This is a genomic window from Sporomusa malonica (assembly GCF_900176355.1).
Lineage (GTDB): Bacteria > Bacillota > Negativicutes > Sporomusales > Sporomusaceae > Sporomusa > Sporomusa malonica.
In genome coordinates, this window is the sequence record NZ_FWXI01000011.1 from 59170 (window position 1) to 82658 (window position 23489).

Below are 23489 nucleotides of genomic sequence, written 5' to 3' on the forward strand. Positions count from 1 at the left end.
TATGATTTACCTGTTCGATAATATAAATTCCTTTACAGATGGACTATTTTGGAGAAGCTTACAAGTTATCCCACCTGAAAGAGCAGCAAAAGCAACTCAGTATAGGAGCATGAGGGACAGGAAATTATCTGTTATCGCATATCTCCTGTTAATGTACGGATTAAAAAAAGAACATGGAATTACCGAAAAGATAAATTGGGGATTTGGTGAGAATGGCAAACCTTATTTAAGTGATTATCCCGATATATTTTTTAACATTAGTCATTGTAAGTGTGGGGTGGTTTGTGCAATATCGAATGAAGATATAGGAATAGATATTGAGGAAGTAGGAGTTTATGAGGAAGAAGTGGCAAAATATATTTGTAATGTGAGCGAATATAATAGCCTTAAAAATTCAAATGAGAAGGTTTTTGATTTTTGCAAATTATGGACAGTTAAAGAAAGTGTATTAAAATTTACAGGGGAAGGAATATGTACAGATCTAAAGAACGTATTGAATAATATCCACTTAAATATTGAAACGGTATGGGCATCTGATCACCGTTATGTAATTTCGATATGTAAAAAAATGAAAGAAAATAGTACAATAATAAAAGCTTCCTTTTAAATGCGGCGAGCCATTACATGAAACTCCTATTTTCACGGGTAAGTGTGGAGGTTGTGAAGTTTTCAGGGAATGTATTTGATAAAATGATAGCGATATTCTTCAATCCCCACATATACTACAGATAGAACCATCAAAAGAGGGGGTCTGAGATGCTTAAATCAGATTTCCAGGATATTTTAAGAACCTTCATTTATACAAACCTGCCTGCGCTTATGAACCCAATGAGCAGTGTTGTTATCGTAACTAATGCTCCCCCAACCTCTGCCACTCCAGATACAGATACCATAGTAGTGACTCCAGAAGTCTTGAGTGTGCTTCAAACATATGTATTAAATAACTTTCCGAATTTGAACTTGCCATCTGATATTCAAGCGGTTGCAAAACAGTTTTTCGCTTTAAATACTACCGTTAATGATACCTTTACTGTATCGCAATAAAAAAAAGAAGAGCCATCCAAACTATGGATGGCTTATAATTAGTAAGATCTACTGAATATATCTGCGGGCACCAATATAGCGTTGGGTGTAGTAATCCTCTGACAGCGAATTAATGGCTACCTCTTTGGCAGCTGAGCTGGCGTGAATGAATTTGCCGTCACCCATGTAGAAGCCTACATGAGATGCGCCAGGCTTATAGGTCGTAAAGAAGACCATATCGCCTACTTGTAAATTAGCTTTCTCTACAGCAATGCCTTTGCTAAATTGTTCAGCTGCTGTTCGGGGAATGCTAATACCGTTTTCCTTCATTACATATTGTGTGTATCCGGAACAATCCCAGCCGTCAGGGGTTGTTCCGCCCCAAACATAGGGAACTCCCATATATTTTTGAGCACTTTTAACAATAGCAGCGCCTTTTGTATCGGTCGCATTATTACTAGTTTTGGGACTTACTGCAGCTCCCAGGACCGAGGATATATTGTTAGCACTGCTGCTTGTATCAGACGAGCCAAGAAATTTACCCAATACAAGTGCTAGCAGGATATTTAATAATCCGCCAGACCCGCCACTGTTTTGGGTAGAGGGACTAACGACATCTGTAAGCGAAAACGCCTGAGCTGGTGCAGCTGGGATAAACAAGGTAGTAAATACAGCCAAGAGAAGAACAAGCGTTATGTGTTGGGTATAGCGTTTCATTTACGCCCTCCTTATCTTATTCAAATTTTTTTGCAAATAACAAGCTAATAATAACATAGTAAATTTGTTATGTAAACACAATAAATTTACCATAAAGAAAACACGGCTTGCGCCGAGCCTCTGGTGACGGCGGAAGTCGATGTTGCCCTTATCCAGACGGAAAGTTATACTTTCTAACAGGAAAATAAATAGACCTCAGATCTAAGTAACCGAGCGCCGGTTGCAAAGCTGAGGTCTTGTTGAGTGACTAATTTAGTCTTCGCTAGTAAAACACCGTAATACTAAATTGGCTGTCGCAGTATTGGTGGCAACAGGAATGTTGTGAACGTCGCATATGCGCAGAAGCGCAGTGATATCCGGCTCATGTGGCTGCGCCGTCAAAGGGTCGCGCAGGAAAATTACGGCGTCAACTTGCTGGCAGGCGATCTGAGCGCCAATTTGCTGGTCACCGCCCAAAGGACCGGAGAGGTATGTGGTGACATCAAGTCCTGCTTTTTCCTGGATGATTCTTCCGGTAGTAGCGGTAGCAATTAAATTACAGTGGACCAGTGAGTCTTTGTTTTCTAAGACAAATGTAAGCATTTCTTCTTTTTTGCGATCATGGGCAATGAGTGCGACAGTTTTCCTCATACGGTTCACCTCGTTGACAGTTTTTCCTATAATCTTATGATACCATAAAATGCTTGGGAATAAAGACGCGGACAAATATTTCTTGACTTTGTCTTTTTCAACTGGTATTATATTCCACGAATACAGTATACAAACAATAACAATGAATACCTTTACTGAGTGGAAGTGTGCCTAGGGTTCCGGCAGTTAACTCTGCGTCTGGTCCAAGCGGCGCAGGGCCCGGATGGGTCACACCGTGGGTAAAAAAAACCCTAGCGGAAAGTTCCTGACAAGGACTTTTTGTGGGGTTTTTCTTTATTATCTAGGAGGAGTAAAACATGAATACATACTGGAATAAACCTGCGGAAACAATGGAACGAGAAGAAATGACCAATCTTCAGGCCGGACGGCTAAAGGAGATTGTCTCCAGACTATACCGCCAGCAGCCATTTTATCGCTCCAAGATGCAAGCTGAGGGTCTGCTGCCGGAGGATGTTGTTACGTTAGAGGATATTAGCAAGCTGCCTTTTACAACTAAGCAGGATATGCGTGATAACTATCCTTATGGACTGTTTGCTGTACCGATGTCTGAGATTGTCCGGATTCATGCGTCCAGCGGTACGACCGGCAGGCCCACTGTTGTCGGCTATACGAAACGTGATATCGGCATTTGGTCAGAGGTTGCGGCCAGATCCTTAGTGTCTGCAGGACTCAGCAGGCAGTCATGCATTCAGGTGGCCTACGGGTATGGTCTGTTTACCGGCGGTTTAGGCATTCATTACGGTGCGGAGCTTCTGGGTGCTTCCGTAATTCCGATATCAAGCGGCAACACGGCCAGGCAGATTATGCTGATGAAAGATTTTGGCACTACCGCGCTGGCATGTACGCCCTCGTATGCCCTATATATAGCTGAGACAATGCGCGAGATGGGCATTGATCCTCATGAGACCTCACTTAAAGTGGGAATTTTTGGAGCCGAGCCCTGGTCTGAGCGTATGCGCCTCGAGATTGAGGCTCAGCTTGGCATTAAAGCCATTGATATTTACGGGCTAAGTGAAATTATTGGCCCGGGGGTGGCAATTGAATGCTGTGTTCAAGATGGCCTGCATATCAGTGAAGATCACTTCTTCCCTGAAATTATTAATCCGGTGACAGGTGAAGTGCTGCCAGATGGCGAAAAAGGGGAATTAGTACTTACTACGCTCACCAAAGAAGGCATGCCGATGGTTCGTTACCGGACAAGGGATCTTACTGTCTTGTACCGTGAAAACTGTACCTGTGGACGGACGCTGGTCAGAATGAGCAAAGTCCTTGGGCGTAGCGATGATATGCTTATCATTCGTGGTGTTAACGTATTTCCGTCCCAGGTTGAAAGTGTGCTTTTAGGTATTGGTGAAACCTCACCCCATTATCAATTGATTGTTGACCGTAAGGATAACCTTGACTACCTCACTGTGCTTGTCGAGGTGACAGATGAGATGTTCTCTGATGAAGTTCGCGGTCTAGAGGAATTGGAAGGTAAGATAAAGGCTGAATTGGCTAGTGCTCTTAATGTGTCAGCGGCAGTACGCCTTGTTGGCCCTAAAACGATTGAGCGGAGCGAAGGCAAGGCTAAGAGAGTTATAGATAAACGGAACATTTAGGAGGGACAGCATGATTATTCATCAATTGTCGGTATTTGTTGAAAACCAGGCTGGGAAATTGGCCGAGGTATTAGGGGTTTTAAAAACACACGAAATCAATATTAGGGCCATGGCTGTTGCCGATACCTCAGATTTTGGTATTCTTAGGATTATTGTCAAAGAGCCGGAAAAGGTACAGCATATCTTACGGGGCGCAGGATTCACGGCCAAAATTACGCCTGTGGTGACAATTCTGGTAACCGATCAGCCTGGAAGCCTGTTTGACCAAGTTGACAAACTGAGTTTAGCTGGTGTCAATGTTGAATATGTGTATGCCTTTGCAGCCACCTCAGCAGAAACTGCCCGCGTGGTGTTAAAAGTAGATAATTTACCATTGGCAGAACGATTACTGAGTGGCGAAGAAAAATCAGCTGAGCCATACCGTGATGAGACTGGCGCGACTCCTAATTTTTACTGGTAGTGGTACTCTGTTTCACATCGTGAAATATTCTGTAAACCCGGAAAGACCTGCGATTAAATCGGAGGTCTTTTTCAGTTTGTATCGAACCTTTTTAGGCATAATAAGATAAGGAGGATTGGGTATGCCACAAATCATAACACTTGGCGAAAGCATGGTCATGATGGTTGCTGATCAGAGTGATTCATTGCAGTTTGTTACCAGTTATACGCGGAAGATTGCGGGCGCAGAATCCAATGTTGCTATTGGCTTGGCCAGGCTGGGACATGATGTCGGTTGGATTAGCGCCATTGGTGACGATCCATTTGGTACCTATATCCGTAATACTATTCGTGGCGAGGGTGTTGACACTTCCAGGGTACAGATACTGCCCGAATATCAGACAGGCATGCTGATCAAAGAACGTAACGAAATTGGCGATCCCAAGGTGTTTTATTACCGGCGGGGTTCGGCAGCTAGTCAGATTACTCCTGATATGGTGGATGAAAGCTATTTTGCTGAAACAAAAATTCTGCATGTTACTGGTATTTTTCCGGCGCTTAGCGAAACCTGTTTGGAGACGCTGCTTAAAGCGATCCGTATTGCAAAAACCAAAGGTGCACTGGTTACCTTTGACCCGAATATCCGATTGAAACTATGGAGTAAAGAGCAGGCCAGAGCGACTTTACTTAAGATCGCCAGCCTATCTGATCTTATTATGCCGGGCCGTAAGGAAGCAGAATTATTGATTGGGACAGGCAATTGGGATCAGGTGCAGGAGTATTTCCATACTGCCGGTAATCGTTACATCGTGATGAAAGACGGGCCTGATGGCGCATTTTACTCACATCGAGAGAGCAATGAGGTTATCGAAGAAGGATATGCTAAGGGATTTCCGGTGCGGCGGGTGGTAGATACAGTTGGGGCAGGCGATGGATTTGCGGTTGGCGTGCTGTCAGCTTTGCTTGAAGGCCTTACTTTGAAAGAGGCAGTAGTTCGCGGCAATGCCATTGGCTCGCTGGCGGTCACTGTTCAGGGTGATGTTGAGGGTTACCCTACCAGACGGCAGCTAGAAGAATATCTGGCAGAAAGTTAAACAGTGTAGTTGATTAAAAAAACCTCTTGACAAAGTACATCAGTCCTGGGATAATGTATACAAAATTACAAATTGCGTAAGGAAGTGCATCTAGGGTTCCGCTGGTTGACAGGTCTGGGCCGAGCGATGCAGAATACGGCAGATAAATCCGTATTACACCGTGAGTATAAAAGGCTCTGCGGAAAGTTTCTTACTTGTTACAAGTAGAGATTTTTTTGCAGAGCGTTTTTGTATCCTTTTTTAGACAAACAAAATAATGTAATGGTAATGATTGGGATAAAAGGCTTTATAGTCCTGCTCAGAGAGCCGGTGGTAGGTGCGAACCGGTGCAGCGATGTAAGCGAATACTCACCCAAGAACTCTTTTGCCGAACTGCATAGCGTGTGTAATACACGGGTATGCTTTAAGCAACAGCGGCGCCGGCCGTTATCGGTAGCCATGAAGAACTTCATGGCGAATGAGCCCAAAGTAGGGTGGTACCGCGCGTATGGCGCCCCTATGTCAGAGTTAAATCTGCCATAGGGGCGTTTTATTTTTCAGTAATAGACGGAGGTGGTAATTGTGCAGCCCAGCGTTCTTTCGGTATTAGTTCATAATCAGCCAGGGGTTTTGGTTAGAGTGGCTGGTATGTTTTCCCGGAGAGGTTTCAACATCGACAGCCTGACAGTTGGTGTTACACAAGACCCGGAGTTTTCCCGGATAACGGTAGCTGTCTGCGGTAACCAGGCATTTATTGACCAAGTCAAAAAGCAAATTGAAAAACTGGTAGAAGTGGTGGCTGTGCAGATTTTGCCGCTGAACCATTCGGTCGTACGGGGGTTGGCGCTGTTAAAGGTCAAGGCTGGCGACAACCGTTCCGAGATACTTAAACTGGCCGAGGTTTTCAGGGCCAATGTCGTGGATATTTCCGGCAGCACTGTTACCCTTGAGGTAACAGGAGAAGACAGCAAGATTAGCGCATTAGCAGAACTACTGATCCCTTACGGACTTTTGGAAACCATCCAGACCGGCCTTGTAGCGCTGGAACGGGGTGAAAATACAATCTATGAACATGAGGAGAGAGATAATTATGAGCAAAATGTATTATGAACAAGACGCACGCTGGGAACTGATTCAAGGTAAAACGGTAGCTGTTATTGGCTACGGCAGCCAGGGTCATGCCCATGCTCTGAACTTGAAAGACAGCGGTGTGAAGGTTATTATTGGTCTGCATGAAGGCAGTAAATCAGCAGCTAAGGCCCGTGAAGCCGGCCTGACAGTGACCAATGTTGCTCAAGCAGTAGCTGCCGCTGATATTACCATGATTCTTATTCCTGATGAAAAACAGGCTAAAGTCTATGCAGAAGAGATTGCCCCCAATTTAAAACCTGGTTCAGCACTGGCTTTTGCCCACGGCTTTAATATCCACTTCAATCAGATCGTTCCACCAGCCAATGTTGATGTGTTCATGGTTGCCCCTAAAGGCCCAGGTCATCTCGTTCGCCGGGTATTTACCGAAGGCGGCGGCGTTCCTTGTCTTATGGCTGTACACCAAGACTTTAACGGCAGCACCCAGGATTTGGCTCTTGCCTATGCCAAAGGCATCGGTGGTGCCCGGGCTGGCGTACTTGTTACTACTTTTAGAGATGAAACAGAATCTGACCTCTTTGGTGAACAAGCGGTGCTGTGCGGCGGCGTAACTGAGCTGATCAAAGCTGGTTTTGACACTCTGGTAGAAGCCGGTTATGAGCCTGAAATCGCCTACTTTGAGTGCTTGCATGAGATGAAACTTATTGTTGACCTGATGTACGAGGGCGGTATGGCCCGGATGCGTTATTCCATCAGTGACACTGCTGAATATGGCGACTATGTAACTGGTCCACGGATTGTAACTGAAGAAACCCGTGCAGAGATGAGAAGAGTGTTGGCTGAGATTCAGAACGGTACTTTTGCCCGCAACTGGATTTTGGAAAACCAAGCTAACCGTCCGATGTTTAATGCTAAACGCCGCCTGGAAGCACAACACAAAATTGAGGTTGTCGGCAAAGAACTGCGCGACATGATGTCCTGGCTGAAGAAATAAATCCGCTGCAGGGTGATATATGAAGCTTCCTGCAAGTTTAATAAATAATGAAAGCGAGGTAATGGCATGGAAACTCGAAGAATTCAAATATTCGACACTACCCTCCGCGATGGCGAGCAGACGCCAGGAGTAAGTTTACAGACAGAAGAAAAGGTGGAAATTGCTCTAGCACTTGCCAAATTACAGGTTGATGTCATTGAAGCCGGGTTTCCGGTTGCCTCGCCTGGTGATTTTGAAGCCGTAAGCCAGATTGCCGCCCGGGTAAAAGGCCCGGTCATAGCGGCTCTGGCCCGTGCCAATGAAAAAGATATAGCAACCGCCTTTCAGGCCATAAAGCTGGCTGAGCGGCCACGGATACACACCTTTATCGCCACAAGCGACATTCATCTTGAACACAAGCTCAAAATGACCCGGGCCCAATTGCTTGAGCGCGCTGAGCAGGCTGTTCGTTATGCCAAGAGCTTAACGCCTGACGTCGAGTTTTCTGCTGAAGATGCTTCACGATCTGACTGGGATTTCCTGTGCCAGGTATATACTAAGGTAATTGCTGCCGGAGCTAATGTAATTAACGTTCCTGACACAGTGGGGTACACAACACCGCTTGAGTTTGGTGCACTTATTACTTATATCCGTGAGAATGTACCCAATATTGATCAGGCCGTTATCAGTGTACATTGTCATGACGACTTGGGGATGGCGGTGGCTAATTCCCTGGCAGCTGTGGCAGCCGGTGCCGGTCAGGTAGAGTGTACCATTAACGGCTTGGGTGAGCGGGCAGGCAATGCGGCGCTGGAGGAACTGGTGATGGCGTTAAATACCCGCCGTGAATACTATCGCGCTTTATCCAATGTTAATACACAGCAGATTTACCGGACGTCCCGCCTTGTCAGCACACTGACAGGCATTGCAGTACCACCTAATAAAGCAGTAGTGGGTGACAATGCGTTCGCCCATGAATCAGGCATCCATCAGCACGGGGTTATGAATAACCCGCTGACCTATGAAATTATCAGCCCTGAGACAGTCGGCGTTAGCCGTAACGCCATCGTGCTTGGCAAACATTCAGGCCGTCACGCCTTTGAAGAGCGCCTTAAACACCTGGGCTATGACATTGATGCCGAGACCGTCAACGCACTGTTTGTCAAGTTTAAAGACTTGGCTGACCGCAAGAAGATGGTATTTGATAAAGATATTGAAGCGCTGATGGTGGAGAAAGCAGCAGTAAGGCCAGAATGGTATACTCTGATTTATCATCATGTGGTTAGCGGCAATCAAATGGTGGCTAGCGCCTCAGTACAACTTAAAACGAGCGCTGGCGTATGTGAAGCTGCCAGTTGCGGCGATGGCCCGGTAGATGCGGCATTTAAGGCAATTGAACAGGCGGTTGGTTTTCCCATCGGCCTTCACGACTACCAGCTTAAGGCCGTAACGGCTGGTGAAGACGCCCTAGGGGAAGCAACTGTATGGATTGAACGCGATGGCCGCACCTTCAGCGGACGGGGTCTTTCCACCGACGTGATCGAAGCAAGCGCCAAAGCCTATGTTAATGCAATTAACAAAATGCTGGCTGTATGCGGTTTTCCCGCAATTGAACAGGCTGCAGGGAGGTAACAACGATGGCTAGACCTATGACAATGACTGAAAAAATATTTGCGGCACATGCCGGGCTGAGTGAAGTTTCTCCTGGCCAGCTGATCAAAGCCAAACTTGACCTGGTGCTGGGCAACGACATTACGGCACCACCGGCCATTAAAGAGTTCGAACAAATAAGTGATAAAGTGTTTGACAAAGATAAAATTGTTTTAGTCCCTGACCACTTTGCCCCTAATAAAGATATTAAGTCAGCCGAAATGGCCAAGGCAATGCGCGAATTTGCCAGAAAACACAGTATTACCCACTACTTTGAAGTAGGCCGCATGGGCATTGAGCATGTGCTGCTGCCAGAGCAGGGGCTGGTAGCTCCTGGTGAGGTCATTATCGGCGCAGATTCTCACACCTGCACCTATGGAGCTGTCGGGGCATTTGCAACTGGCGTTGGCTCAACTGATATGGCTTGTGCCATGGCCACTGGTGAAACCTGGTTTAAAGTCCCGGCCAGCATTAAGGTTGAATTAACAGGCAAGCTGGCCAAATGGGTAACAGGCAAAGATGTAATTCTGAAGCTGATCGGCATGATCGGCGTTGACGGTGCACGCTACCAGTCGCTGGAGTTTGCAGGTGCTGGTGTGGCAGCTCTTACCATGACAGACCGGCTGACCATTGCCAATATGGCGATTGAAGCCGGCGCCAAAAATGGAATATTCCCGGTTGATTCTATCACCGAGCAATACTTGAACGGACGGGTTAAACACTCATATACGCCAGTGGCTGCTGATCCGGAAGCTGAATATATCCGGACTGTTGCAATTAACCTCAGCGAGCTTACACCGGTAGTAGCACTGCCACATTTGCCGGAAAACGTGCGTCCCGTATGTGATATCGAGACTACACCCATTAACCAGGTGGTCATTGGCTCGTGTACTAACGGCCGGATTGAAGATTTGGCCCAAGCGGCCGCGATTCTCGACGGACGCCAGGTTCATGAGGATGTCAGGGCGATTATTATCCCGGGAAGTCAAGACGTATATCTTGAAGCGATAAAATTAGGTTATGTCGAGATTTTTGTAAAAGCCGGGGCTGTTGTCAGTACACCAACCTGCGGCCCATGCCTGGGTGGACATATGGGCATTTTAGCCAAAGGCGAGCGGGCTGTGGCAACAACCAACCGTAACTTCCGGGGACGGATGGGGCATGTTGACAGTGAAGTATATCTGGCCAGCCCGGTGGTGGCAGCGGCAAGTGCTGTGCTAGGACGGATTGCCGGGCCTGAGGAGGTAGCATAATGGAGTTTTCAGGAAAAGTATGGCGCTATGGCGATAATGTTGATACAGATGTAATTATACCGGCCAGGTATTTAAATACCGCCAATATGAAGGAATTAGCCGCTCATGCCATGGAAGACATTGACCCCTCTTTTGCCGGTAAGGTACAGCAAGGCGATATCATTGTGGCTGGCAAAAATTTCGGCTGTGGCTCGTCCCGCGAACACGCCCCAGGTGCTCTAAAAGCTGCAGGCGTTGCCTGTGTGGTGGCTGAAAGTTTTGCCAGGATCTTTTACCGTAATGCAATCAATATCGGTTTACCACTGATTGAGCTGGGCGAGGGTGAGATTAACATTAAAGCCGGAGATACTTTGTCAGTCGACTTAGCCGGCGGCGTTGCTGAGAACCTGGCTACTGGTGAAAGGTTTGTCGTGCCTGCGCTGCCTGGTTTTATTCAGGAGATTGCTCAGGCCGGGGGATTGGTTGATTACACCCGCCAAGTGCTTGCCGCCAGGGAGGGTAACCGATGAGTAATAAACATATTGTAGTAATTCCCGGCGACGGAATTGGTGCCGAGATCACGGCTGCTGCCCTGAGTGTAGCGCAGGCGGCAGCAGAAAAATGCGGTTGTAGTTTTACCCACGAAATTAAACAGGCAGGCGGAGCAGCTATTGATGCATTTGGCGTTCCCTTACCTGAGGATACGGTTGAAGCCTGTCGTAAGGCTGATGGTGTGCTTTTGGGCGCTGTTGGCGGGCCGAAATGGGATAATGTTGCCCCTGAGCTCAGAGCCGAGAAAGCCATTTTAGGATTGCGTAAAGCGCTTGGCTTATATGCAAATCTGCGCCCGGTCAAGGCGTTTCCGGCACTGGCTGGACAGTCGCCGTTAAAACCTGAGATTGTCAGCACAGTAGATATACTGATTGTCCGTGAACTTAATGGCGGTATTTATTATGGCCCTCGTCAGGAGGCAACCATGATTAAGGGCATTGAGCAGGCATGTGACAGTGAAGTATACAGCCGGCCGGAGGTTGAACGCATTGTGCGTCTGGCTTGCCGTGCGGCTATTAGCCGCAAGGGCCGGGTCATGTCTGTCGATAAGGCCAATGTTTTGGCCACCTCCCGCCTATGGCGCAAAGTGGCTGCAGAGGTAGCAGCGGACTATAGCCAAATTACGTTAGATAATATGTATGTTGACAATTGTGCTATGCAGCTGGTATTAAATCCAGGCAGTTTTGACGTAATTGTGACCGGTAATTTATTTGGGGATATTCTCAGCGACGAAGCCGCCGTACTAACAGGCTCGATTGGTCTTTTGCCATCAGCCAGTTTAGGCGATGGTACCGGACTCTACGAACCAATCCATGGTTCCGCGCCCGACATTGCTGGTAAAGGGATTGCTAACCCGCTGGGGACAATACTGTCAGCAGCGATGCTGTTTAGGTATTCATTAGGCAATGAACAAGCAGCGGTGATGATTGAAAAGGCTGTTGACCAGGTTTTGGCTGACGGTTACCGGACGGCAGATATTTATCAACAAGGCTTTACCAAGGTATCAACAGAGGAAATGGGGCGGCAAGTAATCGCCAGACTGAGGTGAAATAAACTATGCTCATGACAGGTGCACAAGCGATTGTCGCGTGCCTGGTTAAGCAGGGCGTAGACACGGTATTCGGGTACCCGGGTGGAACAATTCTACCCCTTTATGATGCGCTGTATGGCTCGCCTGTTCGCCATGTGCTGACTGTGCATGAGCAGGGAGCCGCCCATGCAGCTGATGGCTATGCCAGAGCCAGCGGCCGGGTGGGGGTATGTATTGCTACCTCTGGCCCTGGTGCCACCAATCTGGTTACCGGCCTGGCGGCTGCTTTTATGGATTCTGTACCAGTAGTAGCCATTACCGGTCAGGTACAAACCAATCTGATTGGCCGAGACGCATTTCAGGAAATTGATATTACCGGGATTACTATGCCGATAACCAAGCATAACTTCTTGGTTAAGGATATCAGCAAGCTGACAGATACTCTGCGACGCGCTTTTGCTATCGCTAAGTCTGGGCGGCCTGGTCCAGTGCTTGTTGATATTCCCCGCGATCTTCAGATGAATAAGCATGACTTTACCGATATTGATGCCGAGGTTCCCCACCAGATGCTTGTTCGGCAATCGCCTAATCTGCCATCGCTGATTACCAAAGCGGCGGCTGCGATCAGTGCTGCTAAAAGCCCACTGATTATTGCCGGAGGCGGTTGTATCAACGCCAACGCCGGGCCGGCGCTTATTAAGTTCTCGGAGCAATGCGGCCTGCCGGTAGTTACTACATTGATGGGGATTGGCGCTATTGCTGGCAATCACCCAAATCTTTTAGGGATGACCGGCTTGCATGGGCTTAAGCAGGCAAACCACGCCGTGTATGCAGCCGATGTGCTTATTGTTACCGGCAGTAGATTTAATGACCGGGTAACAGGCGATAGAGCTCGCTATGCTGACGGCAAAACGATTATTCATATTGACATTGATCCAGCTGAAGTGCATAAAAATGTCGATGCGGCTGTGCCGCTTGTTGGCGAGATGAATAGTATCCTGGCAGAGCTTACTCAGGCTGTGAAACCTGGAGAATTATCAGGATGGTGGAAAACCATCAGGGATTGGCAGGCAGAGTATGACGAGGTATTTGCTGGTAATGAGCTGTCGGCGCCATGGGTTATGACTGAATTGAACAGGCAGGTAGCAGAGCAAGAGGTCATCTATGTTACTGATGTTGGTCAGCACCAGATGTGGGCAGCACAGTACCTGTCGGTTATGAGTCCGCGCGGCTTTCTGACCTCAGGCGGTTTGGGGGCTATGGGCTTTGGACTGCCGGCAGCCTTAGGGGCGCAGCTCTCAAGACCTGACAAACGGGTCATTCACATTGTGGGTGATGCCGGACTGAGGATGACTGGCTGCGAGCTGTATACAATAGCTGCAGAACAGCTGCCGATACTCTCAATTGTCATTAACAACAACAGTCTGGGGATGGTCAGACAGCTGCAGCACTGCTTTTTTAATCAGCGTTACTCGGCATCACTCTTACCTATGCCAATGGACTTCGCGGCATTTGCTAAGGCTTTTAGTATTCCTGCGGCAATAACAAACAGCCCAGACGAGTTTAGCCAGGCATTTGCTGAAGCGTGGCAGCAGCAGGGGCCTTCGCTCATTGTCGCTAATATCGCCACCGCTGACCTGGTTACCCCGATGATTGCTCCTGGCGGTGCTATGGATGCATATGTTGACGTTAAGTAGTAGTTTTAGATAAATTTCATACTATGGTGAATTTTTACAAGAGCAGTGGTATTGTATAAAAAGATGGCCTATAATCCTGTAAAGCATTAGTTTATTGGGATTATAGGCTTTTGTTTTTATGGCTGATGGTGGAGTATTACAATAAATATTATAATGTTTTATTGCAAGTTAGCGCACGATCCGGTAAAACCGTATCACTTTAGCAATGAAATGAATATGTTATTACAGATCGTTGCCGGCAAGCTCGCCAAGCAGCTTAAAGCTGAGCGTAACCTGCAGCGTAAGGAGGATGCCAATTGTGCCTCAATTCGCCATTATTGACGCCGGTAAGGAATATTGCATTGTACCGCTGACGCCGGCTGCTATGCATTATGCCGCCCAATGCCGAGGTAAGATGACGTATTCTAAGCGGACTATTGCCCAGTCAGCAGTCAAACGGATGGAAGAGAAACTAGGTCAGCGTATAAAGCGTGAAGTTTACAAGTAAGCCGGGGATTCCGGCTGGCGTGATGGTGGACAAGCGAGGACGGAAGGGAAGGATCCGGTTATTTTTATAATGGACGCTGCACAAAACCACCACAAAATCATAGTATGTAATGTACCCACTATGTAAAAGGAGGCATACTTATGGGAAATGGATTTGGTGGTTTCGGAGGCAATAATGGTAGCTGTTTTATAATTATCATTATAATAATTTTACTGTTCTTTTGCTTCAATGATGACTGTAGCTCAATCTAACATAGTTTATTCGTAGTAAAAGTCACAACTAATCTAAAGTGCCGCCCGCTTAGAGATCGGTTGTGTCATAAGTCGCCTGTCCTTCGGGGTGGGCGATTTTTTTCATTTATCTCCTCTTTACACCTGCAAACGTTTGTTCTTACTCTTAACCGGCATCGCCAGCAATGATAAAAAGCAAAGAATAACAAGCAGTAAAAAAGGATAAAAACTCTGTAAATACAAGCATTAAAGGGTAGCGGTAAAGACAAACTGTAATTGCAGTGGTATCATATAGATACAACTGCTTTTGTTTTTGAAAGGATGATACTATGAACGCAACTGTTGTACGGGCTGAAAATCTGGGCAAGACATATGGCGATTTTCGGGCGCTTAAGGGCATCTCATTTACTATAGAAGCCGGACAGTGTTTTGGTTTTTTAGGTCACAACGGCGCAGGAAAGACAACAACCATGCGCATGATATATGGCATGTCTACTGTTGAGGAAGGCGGACTATGGTTGTTTGAACAGCCTGTCAGGCTGACACCACCGGAAATTAAAGGTAGATTGGGTGTTGTGCCGCAGGAAGATAATCTTGATGATGATTTGACAGTCATTGAAAACCTGGAGGTATATGGCTTCATTTACGGTTTAAGCCGTGCCGAATCCAGGGCGCGTGGCAACGATTTGCTTAAGTTTATGGGGCTGGAAGATAAAGAAAATAGTGGTATTGAAAGCTTGTCAGGTGGTCTGAAACGGCGGCTGGTTATTGCCCGGGCGCTAATGAACCGCCCGGACATTGTTATCTTAGATGAGCCGACGACTGGGCTTGACCCGCAGGCACGGCATCTTGTTTGGCAAAAGCTGAGGAGTTTAAAGGCAGAAGGGGTAACGCTTATCCTTACGACCCACTATATGGAGGAGGCAGTCCAGCTGTGCGATAGCCTTGTTGTTATGCATGAAGGTATTATTTTGGACAAAGGCAGCCCACGTGAACTGATTGAGCGCTGTGTCTTGCCTTATGTGATTGAGGTGCATTTGCCGCTGGCCCAAGTACCTGATGGTCTGGAGGAAAAAGTAGCGGCCTGGGGCGGCGAGGCAGTTCGGGTAGTTGACGGCCTCTTTTTATATGCTGCTGATGGCGAAGCTCTTTGGCATAGTCTGGAGGGGTGGGGCCTGCCAAAGCAGGTCTGCCTGCTGCGCCCTTCTAATCTGGAAGATGTATTTCTGAAGCTTACCGGTGTGGGGGAAGGTGAATAATGGGTATTCTTAAAATTTTTGCCCGCCATATGGCGGTATTTCGCAAGATCTGGTTTTCTAACATTATGTTTAACTTTATTGAGCCGCTGCTTTATCTTACTGCCATGGGGTATGGCCTGGGGACGTTTGTTCAGGATATCAACGGTCTGACGTATCTTCAGTATATCGCCCCAGGGATGGTAGCCTCATCAGCTATGTTTGCAGCCTCGTTTGAGTGTACGTATGGTAGTTTCATCAGGCTCCACTATCAAAAGACCTTCCATGCTATGCTGGCTGGGCCGGTTACTGTTCGCGACATTGTGGCAGGTGATATTCTATATGCTACCTTTAAAAGTATGCTGTTTGGGGTGGTCATCCTGATCGTGATAACTGCTCTTGGTCAAGTCCAGTCTTGGTGGGCGCTCTTGATTCCACTGTTTCTCGTTGTTCCTGGTTTGACGTTTTCGCTCTTAGCGATATGCTATACCGGTGTAACCGACAATATTGATAAATTCAACTATTATATCACTTTGTTTTTGACGCCGTCATATTTGTTTTCAGGTGTATTTTTCCCGATCAACTCCATGCCTGGATGGGCGCAGGTGCTAGCTTGGTTTAATCCCATCTATCATAGTGTCGAGGTGTGCCGGGCCATGGCATTAGGAAACATAAACCCCGGCCTGCTGGTGCATGCCGGGGTGCTTTTGGCGATTACTATAGTGCTGATGCCGCTTGCGATAAGGTTGATGACAAAACGGCTGATTGTGTAACTTTATGTAAGATCCCCGGCGCAACCGGGGCAGTTACTAGCGATAGCTAAGACGGTTTGGTGTTTTGAGCCGGTTAATTTTGGGGAGAGTGTCTGAGATAAAAGTAACCCGCCCGCAGGTGCGGCAATGAGTTGTGCCATACATAGTATGGTCTAAATCAGTCTCAGGGCACCCCGTAATTGCATGCCAAAACCAGCGAATAATAGACATTGTCTCAACCCCTTCACAATAGTTTCATTCAATTGTACCTTGAGTAGTGCCTGATAGCAAAGTCTATGTCAAGCTGCCTACAAGAGTGACAGGGAGTACCGGTTTATTGTAGGAGTACATGTCTCTCAGTCTTACAAATTGGCTCTCTAAGGCGCCCCTTTCAATATATGGGATAACAATTGGGCGTTTAGTCCAGGTTGACTGTGGAACACTAGAAAACAAGAAGGTGAACCGATGATGGCTAACAATCGTTATAAAGCAACAGCAACCTTAGCCGCAGCAGCAGCCGGTTTTTTTGTGAGCTATCCTTATCAGCATACCTTCTGGGGCGCGCTATTAACCAGTGGTTTTAGTGCTGCTATGGTCGGCGGTCTGGCTGATTGGTATGCTGTGACGGCCCTCTTTAGAAAGCCTTTACAGATACCTTACCGTACCGCCATTATTCCCAAAAACCGTGAACGTCTTTTTAAGGCCATTATTGTTATGGTGGAAGAAGAACTGCTAACTGCTGATAATATTAGAGAAACGCTGAATCAGGCTGGTTTAGCCCGCCTGACTCTGCATTACGCCGCCCAGGATGAGTCGAGGCAGCAGCTGCACACAATTTCCGGTAGGTTTGTCCAAAAAACTGTTGACACCATCGATGCCGCTACACTGGCTGCCGCGTTCGAGCTGCTGCTGACAGAACACGAAGATAAGGTGAAGCTGGCGCCATTGGCAGGTCAAGCCCTTGACTGGTCGCTTACCAGTGGTTTTGCTGATGAGTTGATCGACCTTGGTGTTACCGAAATCAAACAGATGTTTAAGGAAGAATACATGACAGGGATTATCGCTACTATGTACAGTAGCGCCCTTAACGCCTATGCAGCTAAACAAAACCAGCATAAGCTGATGGGCTGGATATTGGAGAACCTGCTAAACCTTGACCCAGTAACTGTTGCTGGCCTGATTCAAGAACAGGCGGCTGATTTTATGGAAGAATTATATAGGCGGGACCATCACTTGCGCCAGCGGGTTATCGGTCAACTGGTCAAACTTGCCGAAGACTTACAGACAGATGTTTTGGCGGGGGAAAAGGTGGAAGCAGCGCTCCGGCTGCAGGTTGTAAAACTAATAGAAAGCCTGGGAGAGCTTCCTGCCGATCATCCGGAAATGGTCGGTGGATTATCTAAGTGGATGCTGAGACAGGCTGCAAAACTTGTGGGTGACTTGACAGCCGATGAGGACAGGCAAGCACGGTTTGATGCCTTGTTAGTTGACTGGCTGGTTAGGTGGGTTGATCAGCATCATGGTGAGATTGGCCGGCTTGTCGCCAGTTACCTGAGCAGTTTTAGCGACGAAGAGCTTGTAGACTATATTGAATCCAAGGTAATGGACGATTTGCAGATGATAAGGATTAATGGTTCTATTGTCGGCGGCTTTGTCGGCATAGGTCTGTTCTTAATAACCTATGCATTAGGGGTGGAGCCATGAGGGGGTTCAAGGGCCGGGCTAATCAGGTATTGGCAGCGGCTGCCGGTCTATTTGCCGTTGCCCTGGCACTAAAATACGCTTATCCCGGGAACTGGTATGCGGCGACGCTGCTCACCATAGCCGAAGCCAGTTTGGCAGGCGGCGTTGCTGACTGGTTTGCCGTAACGGCGCTATTTCGCCGCCCGCTCGGTTTTCCTTATCATACCGCGCTCATCCCACGGAACCGTAACCGCCTGATTGAGGGGTTAGCTAGTGCTGTTGAGCAAGAATTCCTAAGCAAAGAGTCGATAAAGGCACGGCTGGTCGAGGCCAACATTCTCAATAAATTGATTGCGCAAACTGAAAACATCAGTATTAGACCATTTGCCAGGCAATCAGCTGATAAACTGCTTGATGAGCTGGTAAAGACAATTAAGCCTGAACTTGTTGTTAAATATACGGAACGTGTGATTAAGCTTGTTCTTAAACGTCAGTTAGCTGCTCCCCATGCGGCCGCCGCCATTCGCTGGTCTTTGGCTCAAGGTAAAGGGAGAGACATCTATGAGGCATGTATTAGCGAACTTGCCAGACTAGCGCGCGAGGAAAAAACCCGGGATATCATTTTTCTATACCTGGAACAGATAAAAGAGAAAACAGCCAAGAAGAACTGGCTATCCGCACTAGTTACGGGTTTCATGGAAACCATTGATGGGATTAATCTGCCAGATGCTGCTGATGCGCTGCAGCAGGAGCTAATTAAAACGGTAGATGAACTTATGGATGATGACCATCTGGTATGGCATTGGTTTGCAGAGCAGCTTACAGTAGTTGCCGAAAGGCTGGAAACTCCTGAGTGGGAGCAGGCAGTAAATGACTGGAAGGATGGTTTGCTTACCCGAGTAAATCTAAATGAGCCGCTTACGGCCTTGGTTCATTCTGCACTGACTGTACTTAGCCAACCATCTTCTCACCGCCAGTATGTGGCAGACTGGCTGGCCGACCAAGGTGAAAGCTGCTGGGAATGGTTTAAAACGAGCCATGATATCCAGGGGCAGGCTGAGATCTACGTTAAGGTACTTACTGCTAACATAATTGACAACGAACATCACCTTGTCGGGAGGGTGGCCAGGCGTGCTTTACAGAAACTTTCTGACGAAGATCTTAGCCACTTTATTGAAGAAAAGACAGGTGAAGATCTTGAATGGATTCGGATTAATGGTGTCATTGTTGGCGGTGTGGCAGGGCTGGGGCTTGTGGCCTTGAAGACACTGCTGTAACCCTTTAATCCTTTCAGCAGCAATGTAAAGAGTCCCAGCATATATAACGCTGGGACTCTTTTACCTATAGTCTCATGGCTGCTTCTGCGGCTAACGGCGAGCGCTCACATTCTTCGTGCAGCATGGTTAGCTGATAACAGAGTTTAGAGCCGATCATTTTTTCGCTAGCATAGCTGAGCCCGTTTGACTGACTATCTAAAAGCGGGTTGTCAATTTGTGCCGGATCACCCAGCATAATGACTTTAGTACCTTGTCCTGACCTGGTTAGTACAGCTTTTGCCTGGCGGGGGGTAGAATTCTGCATCTCATCAAACATAACCCAGTACTTTTGTAAAGAACGGCCGCGCTGATAGGCTAACGCCTCAGTCTGGATAATGCCCTTTTCAAACATCATACTTACAGTGTCCTCAGTTTGAGCAACATCTTTATCATCGGTTAGCGAGCTGCCAGACATTAAGGTAAATAGATTATCCTTTATTGACCTCATATATGGTTCCAGTTTCTCAGACTCTGTCCCTGGAAGAAACCCAAGACCTTCGTCAAGCATACAATGGGGTCGGCAGATTAAAATATGATGGTATTCTCTGGGACGGCAGTCCATGTGTTTATAGAGTCCTACCGCTAGGGAATAAAACGTTTTGGCAGTTCCGGCAGGCCCTTTGATTATTACGAGTGGTGCTTCTTCCGCACTCATCATGAGGCATTCCTGCATAAATATTTGGCCGACATTTCTTGGTGTTACCCCAAAGGGATTTCGGCTCCGGTATCTAAGTTGGACGATTTTTTGCCCATCAAACCGCCCGAGTGCAGTATGGCGGGCATTATCGGTCGATTTTATTAATAGAAACTGATTTGTAACAAATTGGGCTGGGGCCATTAGGCCAGCGTTTTCATCATAGGCAGAAAGCTTTACAGGATCTAGCCAATTAACATCATCGCTGTAAAATTCGTTAATGACCGCACTGGAGGTGTATACTGTCTGGCGGCCGGTATACTGCTGTTCAATGCTGGCGACTTTATCATTACGGAAGTCTTCTGCAGGGATTTCAAGTATGGATGCTTTGACCCGCATATTGGTGTCGCGGCTTACAAGAATAGCCTGATGGCCTGATTCCATTAACCCTTTGCATACTTGGAGAATACGGTTATCCCCTTTTTCTCTGTCCCAATGGGCTGGCATTTCGGTACAGGTATGGTTAGCCTCAAGCCTGAGTACCCCGCCAAACTCATTAATTGGAACACCCTCTAACAAGTTGCCTTGTACCCGGAACTTATCTATAAGTCTGCTGACGTGACGGCTATGGGCACCACGTTCACTGCCTTCCTTCTTAAAACGGTCCAGTTCCTCGATCACCACTTCTGGGAGAACGATTACATGCTCATTGAAGGCGAACAAAGCGTTGGGTGAGTGGAGCAAGACATTGGTATCAAGTACATAACATTTGATCATTTGATAATGGCCCCCTCAAGTATGACATCACGGTCGTGTAACAAAGCAATCCCCCTTCTTTTCCATATCACTAAGGCCACGGAAAATTGGTTAAGGCAATCCCCTGTATATACTAATTGTACTGGTGATTAGGTGCGAGTATGTTAGTAAATTATTAATTAGGTGTTAAATTATAAACAAGCTTGCTAGTCTGCACCACTTATCAGTCAAGGGAATATATTACAAAGGATTATACTGCATTGTATGAGTGACAGGGAGGGAACGTAACCTTATTAGATGAGGTGGCTGAGATGAAACAGGTTGGTTTGATTGGCGTAGGGCGCATGGGTAAAGTACTGACAGGAAAATTGGCTGGTCACGTCAATCTAAAAATTTTTGACCACAATGAAAAACAGCTGCAGGCTGTTGCGCAGGAGCTGGGGGTTCAGGCAGCAGCAAGCCTCGAAGAGCTGGCCGGCCTGGGCACAATTATCCTGGTTGTGCCTGACAGGGAAGTCATTAGCTTGATTAAGGACTTTAATCAGATGGGGCGGCCGCTTAATGTTATTAATGTAGCTACTAACGTAGCTACGCACGCGCTGGCGGTAACAGCCTCTCCACAAGTTAGATGCATTGGGGCTAAATTTGTCGCCCAGGCAAGAGAGATGGCTCTGGGGGCTGAGCCTGTTATTATTGTGGATGAGCGTCCCGGTGACCTGGCTGTACTGGCCCAGGAGATATTGGCATCAGTTGGAAAAATTATCTTGGGTCAGTCTGACTGTGTTACCTACATTAATACCCAGGCCGCCGAAAAAGCGCTTACGGCTGCCGTGTTAATTGAAGAGACACTGCGCTGCCAGCCCTACGCCAACGCCGATGTAATTAAAAGTGCAATTCGTCAGGTGGCTGCCGGCATACTGAAAGGCTACGCCGACGATGACCTTGGTCCATTTGCTCGGGAGATTGTTCGGGCCATAAGGTCTAAACTGATGAAATAGGAAAACAAGAGGGCCGTTGAACCCCTTCACATAGGGACTCAACGGCCTTTATTATTATTCGCCACATTCTTCTAATAATTTTTTTGCCTCAATATAGAGCGCAATCCCTTGGGCTACCTTTTTGGCTTCCTTCATAGCCAGCACGACGGTGGCCGGTTCGTGGACTACATCGCCGCCGGCAAAGACGCCGCGCCTGGTAGTCATGCCATAGGGGCGATCTTTGGTAATAACATAGCCTTTTTCGTTGACCTGAATGCCGGTGGTTGTTGAGACAATTCTTGCAGCCGGACGTTGGCCGATTGCGAGAATCACCTTATCGGCATTGATCGTCTCTAAGCGTCCTGTTCCCCGGATCTCTTTATCGTTGTCAATCTCCATAACCTCATATTCGAGACCGGTCAGTTTATTTTGGCCAAGAAATTGTTTGGTGCTGGCCAGCCAGATGAATTCGACGCCTTCTTCCCTTGCTTGCTGGTATTCGGAAAGCAGGGCAGTGATCTCTTTTTCGGTACGGTGATAAACAACACTGGCCCTTGCACCTAGACGAATGGCGGTACGGGCGGCATCCATGCCTACATTGCCTGCGCCAATAACAAAGACTCTATCGCCAAGCTGAACCGGAACCTCACGGCGGTCAACATTGTCAGCTCTGGCCAATGCAACCATTTGCAGAAAGTAACTGGCTTGCAGAACACCCGGCAAATCTCTGCCAGGGACATCAAGCGTACGGGGTAAGGCAGTGCCTGTGCCGATGAAGATAGCGTCATAGCCTTCGGCAAATATCTCGTCAACCGTAATATCAGGCCCAACAAGAATATCTGTGTTAAATTTGACACCAAGGCGTTCAATACGCCGAATTTCCCGCCTAACAACGTCTTTTTTCAGACGGAAATCAGGAATGCCATAGACTAAGACACCGCCAGGCTCTGCCTGGCTTTCAAAAACGGTAACCTCATAACTGGCTTTGGCCAGATCGCCAGCCACAGTAAGCCCAGCCGGACCAGAACCAATAACAGCTACTTTACCTACAAACTTACTGGGCGGAGTGTGCGCAGTGAGTTCCATTTCAGAATCAAAATCGGCAATAAACTGTTCGAGCTTACCGATACGGATGCCATTTCCTTTTTTCGCCAGTATGCAAGCGCCTTCACACTGTTTTTCATGCGGGCATACCCTACCGCATACGGCAGGGAGATTGCTGCGACGGGCAATAATAGTGCTGGCTTCACCGACATTGCCTTTAGCCAGTGCAGCAATAAATTGGGGGATTTCATGCTCAATCGGGCAGCCTGTCCGGCAAACCGGGTTTTTGCAGTTTAGGCACCGCTTGGCTTCGGCAATGGCCGCGCGGGGGGTGAAGCTATCATCAGGTTCATCAAAGGATAGTGGGGTATTTACTTTTCCATTGTCATCAGCCATAAGACCCGTCCCTCCTTATTCATTTAGTGTTAATAATACATCCTCAATTAATACAGTGGTTATTAAGTGTTCTTCTAAGGATAATGGCGCAACTATGTAAAGCCGTGTGCTACAATAGTAACAAAAGATAAATGTCGAATCAAGTTGGAAATAGAAGAAATTTGACGAAATAACTGTTTTACCAACGGGGATTGAGAATAAAGAAGGCCCGGAAGCTTAATAATGCTTCCGGGCCTTCTTTATTCTGTTATCC

Annotated in this window: 24 protein-coding genes; 19 read left to right on the forward strand and 5 right to left on the reverse strand. The window is 47.3% G+C overall.

Annotation, left to right across the window (positions count from 1 at the left end; translation table 11 throughout):
* Window position 1: 1 nt before the first annotated feature.
* Window positions 2-607, forward strand: coding sequence for a 4'-phosphopantetheinyl transferase family protein (locus B9A22_RS13660; RefSeq protein ID WP_084576294.1), 606 nt, complete (start codon window positions 2-4; stop codon window positions 605-607).
* Window positions 608-756: 149 nt separating this feature from the next.
* Complete coding sequence (locus tag B9A22_RS13665) at window positions 757-1044, forward strand: hypothetical protein (RefSeq protein ID WP_084576295.1); 288 nt, start codon at window positions 757-759, stop codon at window positions 1042-1044.
* Window positions 1045-1092: 48 nt separating this feature from the next.
* On the opposite strand, the gene B9A22_RS13670 is transcribed toward B9A22_RS13665, so the two are convergent.
* Both B9A22_RS13670 and B9A22_RS13675 read right to left on the reverse strand, forming a co-directional pair.
* Window positions 1093-1740, reverse strand: coding sequence for a C40 family peptidase (locus tag B9A22_RS13670; RefSeq protein ID WP_084576296.1), 648 nt, complete (start codon window positions 1738-1740; stop codon window positions 1093-1095).
* Window positions 1741-1992: 252 nt separating this feature from the next.
* On the reverse strand, window positions 1993-2370 hold the full coding sequence (locus tag B9A22_RS13675) for a methylglyoxal synthase (RefSeq protein ID WP_084576297.1): 378 nt from the start codon (window positions 2368-2370) through the stop codon (window positions 1993-1995).
* A 317-nt stretch (window positions 2371-2687) separates the two neighbouring features.
* Between B9A22_RS13675 and B9A22_RS13680 the strand changes: the two genes are divergently transcribed.
* The 14 genes from B9A22_RS13680 to B9A22_RS13745 all read left to right on the forward strand — a co-directional run bounded on the left by B9A22_RS13680 (window position 2688) and on the right by B9A22_RS13745 (window position 16451).
* A complete protein-coding gene (locus B9A22_RS13680) occupies window positions 2688-3992 on the forward strand; it encodes a phenylacetate--CoA ligase family protein (RefSeq protein WP_084576298.1) in 1305 nt (434 codons plus the stop codon).
* 10 nt (window positions 3993-4002) lie between these two features.
* On the forward strand, window positions 4003-4452 hold the full coding sequence (locus B9A22_RS13685; RefSeq protein WP_084576299.1) for an ACT domain-containing protein: 450 nt from the start codon (window positions 4003-4005) through the stop codon (window positions 4450-4452).
* Between the two features lie 121 nt (window positions 4453-4573).
* Window positions 4574-5524: a sugar kinase gene (locus tag B9A22_RS13690; RefSeq protein WP_084576300.1), complete on the forward strand. Its 951-nt coding sequence runs from the start codon at window positions 4574-4576 to the stop codon at window positions 5522-5524.
* Between the two features lie 267 nt (window positions 5525-5791).
* Window positions 5792-6046 carry a hypothetical protein gene (locus B9A22_RS13695; RefSeq protein ID WP_139796251.1) on the forward strand — a complete coding sequence of 85 codons (255 nt, stop codon included), beginning with the start codon at window positions 5792-5794 and terminating at the stop codon, window positions 6044-6046.
* A 36-nt stretch (window positions 6047-6082) separates the two neighbouring features.
* A complete protein-coding gene (gene ilvN, locus B9A22_RS13700) occupies window positions 6083-6613 on the forward strand; it encodes an acetolactate synthase small subunit (RefSeq protein ID WP_371361011.1) in 531 nt (176 codons plus the stop codon).
* A complete protein-coding gene (ilvC, locus tag B9A22_RS13705; protein WP_084576303.1) occupies window positions 6594-7586 on the forward strand; it encodes a ketol-acid reductoisomerase in 993 nt (330 codons plus the stop codon). Before ilvN ends, ilvC begins: the two co-directional genes overlap by 20 nt.
* A 66-nt stretch (window positions 7587-7652) precedes the next feature.
* Entirely contained in the window at window positions 7653-9197 is a 1545-nt protein-coding gene (locus B9A22_RS13710) for a 2-isopropylmalate synthase (RefSeq protein ID WP_084576304.1), read from the forward strand.
* A 5-nt stretch (window positions 9198-9202) separates the two neighbouring features.
* Window positions 9203-10468, forward strand: coding sequence for a 3-isopropylmalate dehydratase large subunit (leuC, locus tag B9A22_RS13715; protein WP_245823989.1), 1266 nt, complete (start codon window positions 9203-9205; stop codon window positions 10466-10468).
* Window positions 10468-10977, forward strand: coding sequence for a 3-isopropylmalate dehydratase small subunit (locus B9A22_RS13720; RefSeq protein WP_084576305.1), 510 nt, complete (start codon window positions 10468-10470; stop codon window positions 10975-10977). The genes leuC and B9A22_RS13720 overlap by 1 nt, the downstream gene beginning before the upstream one ends.
* On the forward strand, window positions 10974-12047 hold the full coding sequence (leuB, locus tag B9A22_RS13725) for a 3-isopropylmalate dehydrogenase (RefSeq protein ID WP_084576306.1): 1074 nt from the start codon (window positions 10974-10976) through the stop codon (window positions 12045-12047). Before B9A22_RS13720 ends, leuB begins: the two co-directional genes overlap by 4 nt.
* 14 nt (window positions 12048-12061) lie before the next feature.
* Window positions 12062-13726: a biosynthetic-type acetolactate synthase large subunit gene (gene ilvB / locus B9A22_RS13730; protein ID WP_084576382.1), complete on the forward strand. Its 1665-nt coding sequence runs from the start codon at window positions 12062-12064 to the stop codon at window positions 13724-13726.
* Window positions 13727-14024: 298 nt separating this feature from the next.
* Window positions 14025-14213: a hypothetical protein gene (locus B9A22_RS13735; RefSeq protein ID WP_084576307.1), complete on the forward strand. Its 189-nt coding sequence runs from the start codon at window positions 14025-14027 to the stop codon at window positions 14211-14213.
* Between the two features lie 559 nt (window positions 14214-14772).
* Window positions 14773-15702 carry an ABC transporter ATP-binding protein gene (locus B9A22_RS13740; protein WP_084576308.1) on the forward strand — a complete coding sequence of 310 codons (930 nt, stop codon included), beginning with the start codon at window positions 14773-14775 and terminating at the stop codon, window positions 15700-15702.
* Entirely contained in the window at window positions 15702-16451 is a 750-nt protein-coding gene (locus tag B9A22_RS13745; RefSeq protein ID WP_176215512.1) for an ABC transporter permease, read from the forward strand. Before B9A22_RS13740 ends, B9A22_RS13745 begins: the two co-directional genes overlap by 1 nt.
* 36 nt (window positions 16452-16487) lie before the next feature.
* Here the strand turns inward: B9A22_RS13745 and B9A22_RS25455 are convergent, their stop codons facing one another.
* Entirely contained in the window at window positions 16488-16661 is a 174-nt protein-coding gene (locus B9A22_RS25455) for a hypothetical protein (RefSeq protein ID WP_176215513.1), read from the reverse strand.
* Window positions 16662-16895: 234 nt separating this feature from the next.
* Here B9A22_RS25455 and B9A22_RS13750 point away from each other — a divergent pair, with 234 nt between their 5' ends.
* Both B9A22_RS13750 and B9A22_RS13755 read left to right on the forward strand, forming a co-directional pair.
* Window positions 16896-18134: a DUF445 domain-containing protein gene (locus tag B9A22_RS13750; RefSeq protein ID WP_084576310.1), complete on the forward strand. Its 1239-nt coding sequence runs from the start codon at window positions 16896-16898 to the stop codon at window positions 18132-18134.
* The gene (locus tag B9A22_RS13755) at window positions 18131-19390 is read left to right on the forward strand and encodes a DUF445 domain-containing protein (protein WP_084576311.1); all 1260 of its coding nucleotides are present in this window, start codon (window positions 18131-18133) and stop codon (window positions 19388-19390) included. Before B9A22_RS13750 ends, B9A22_RS13755 begins: the two co-directional genes overlap by 4 nt.
* 64 nt (window positions 19391-19454) lie before the next feature.
* Here the strand turns inward: B9A22_RS13755 and B9A22_RS13760 are convergent, their stop codons facing one another.
* Window positions 19455-20840, reverse strand: coding sequence for a PhoH family protein (locus B9A22_RS13760; RefSeq protein ID WP_084576312.1), 1386 nt, complete (start codon window positions 20838-20840; stop codon window positions 19455-19457).
* A 290-nt stretch (window positions 20841-21130) separates the two neighbouring features.
* Between B9A22_RS13760 and B9A22_RS13765 the strand changes: the two genes are divergently transcribed.
* A complete protein-coding gene (locus B9A22_RS13765; RefSeq protein ID WP_084576313.1) occupies window positions 21131-21817 on the forward strand; it encodes an NAD(P)-binding domain-containing protein in 687 nt (228 codons plus the stop codon).
* Window positions 21818-21871: 54 nt separating this feature from the next.
* Here B9A22_RS13765 and B9A22_RS13770 read toward each other — a convergent pair whose 3' ends face one another.
* Window positions 21872-23236 carry an NAD(P)-dependent oxidoreductase gene (locus tag B9A22_RS13770; protein WP_084576314.1) on the reverse strand — a complete coding sequence of 455 codons (1365 nt, stop codon included), beginning with the start codon at window positions 23234-23236 and terminating at the stop codon, window positions 21872-21874.
* Between the last annotated feature and the right edge of the window lie 253 nt (window positions 23237-23489).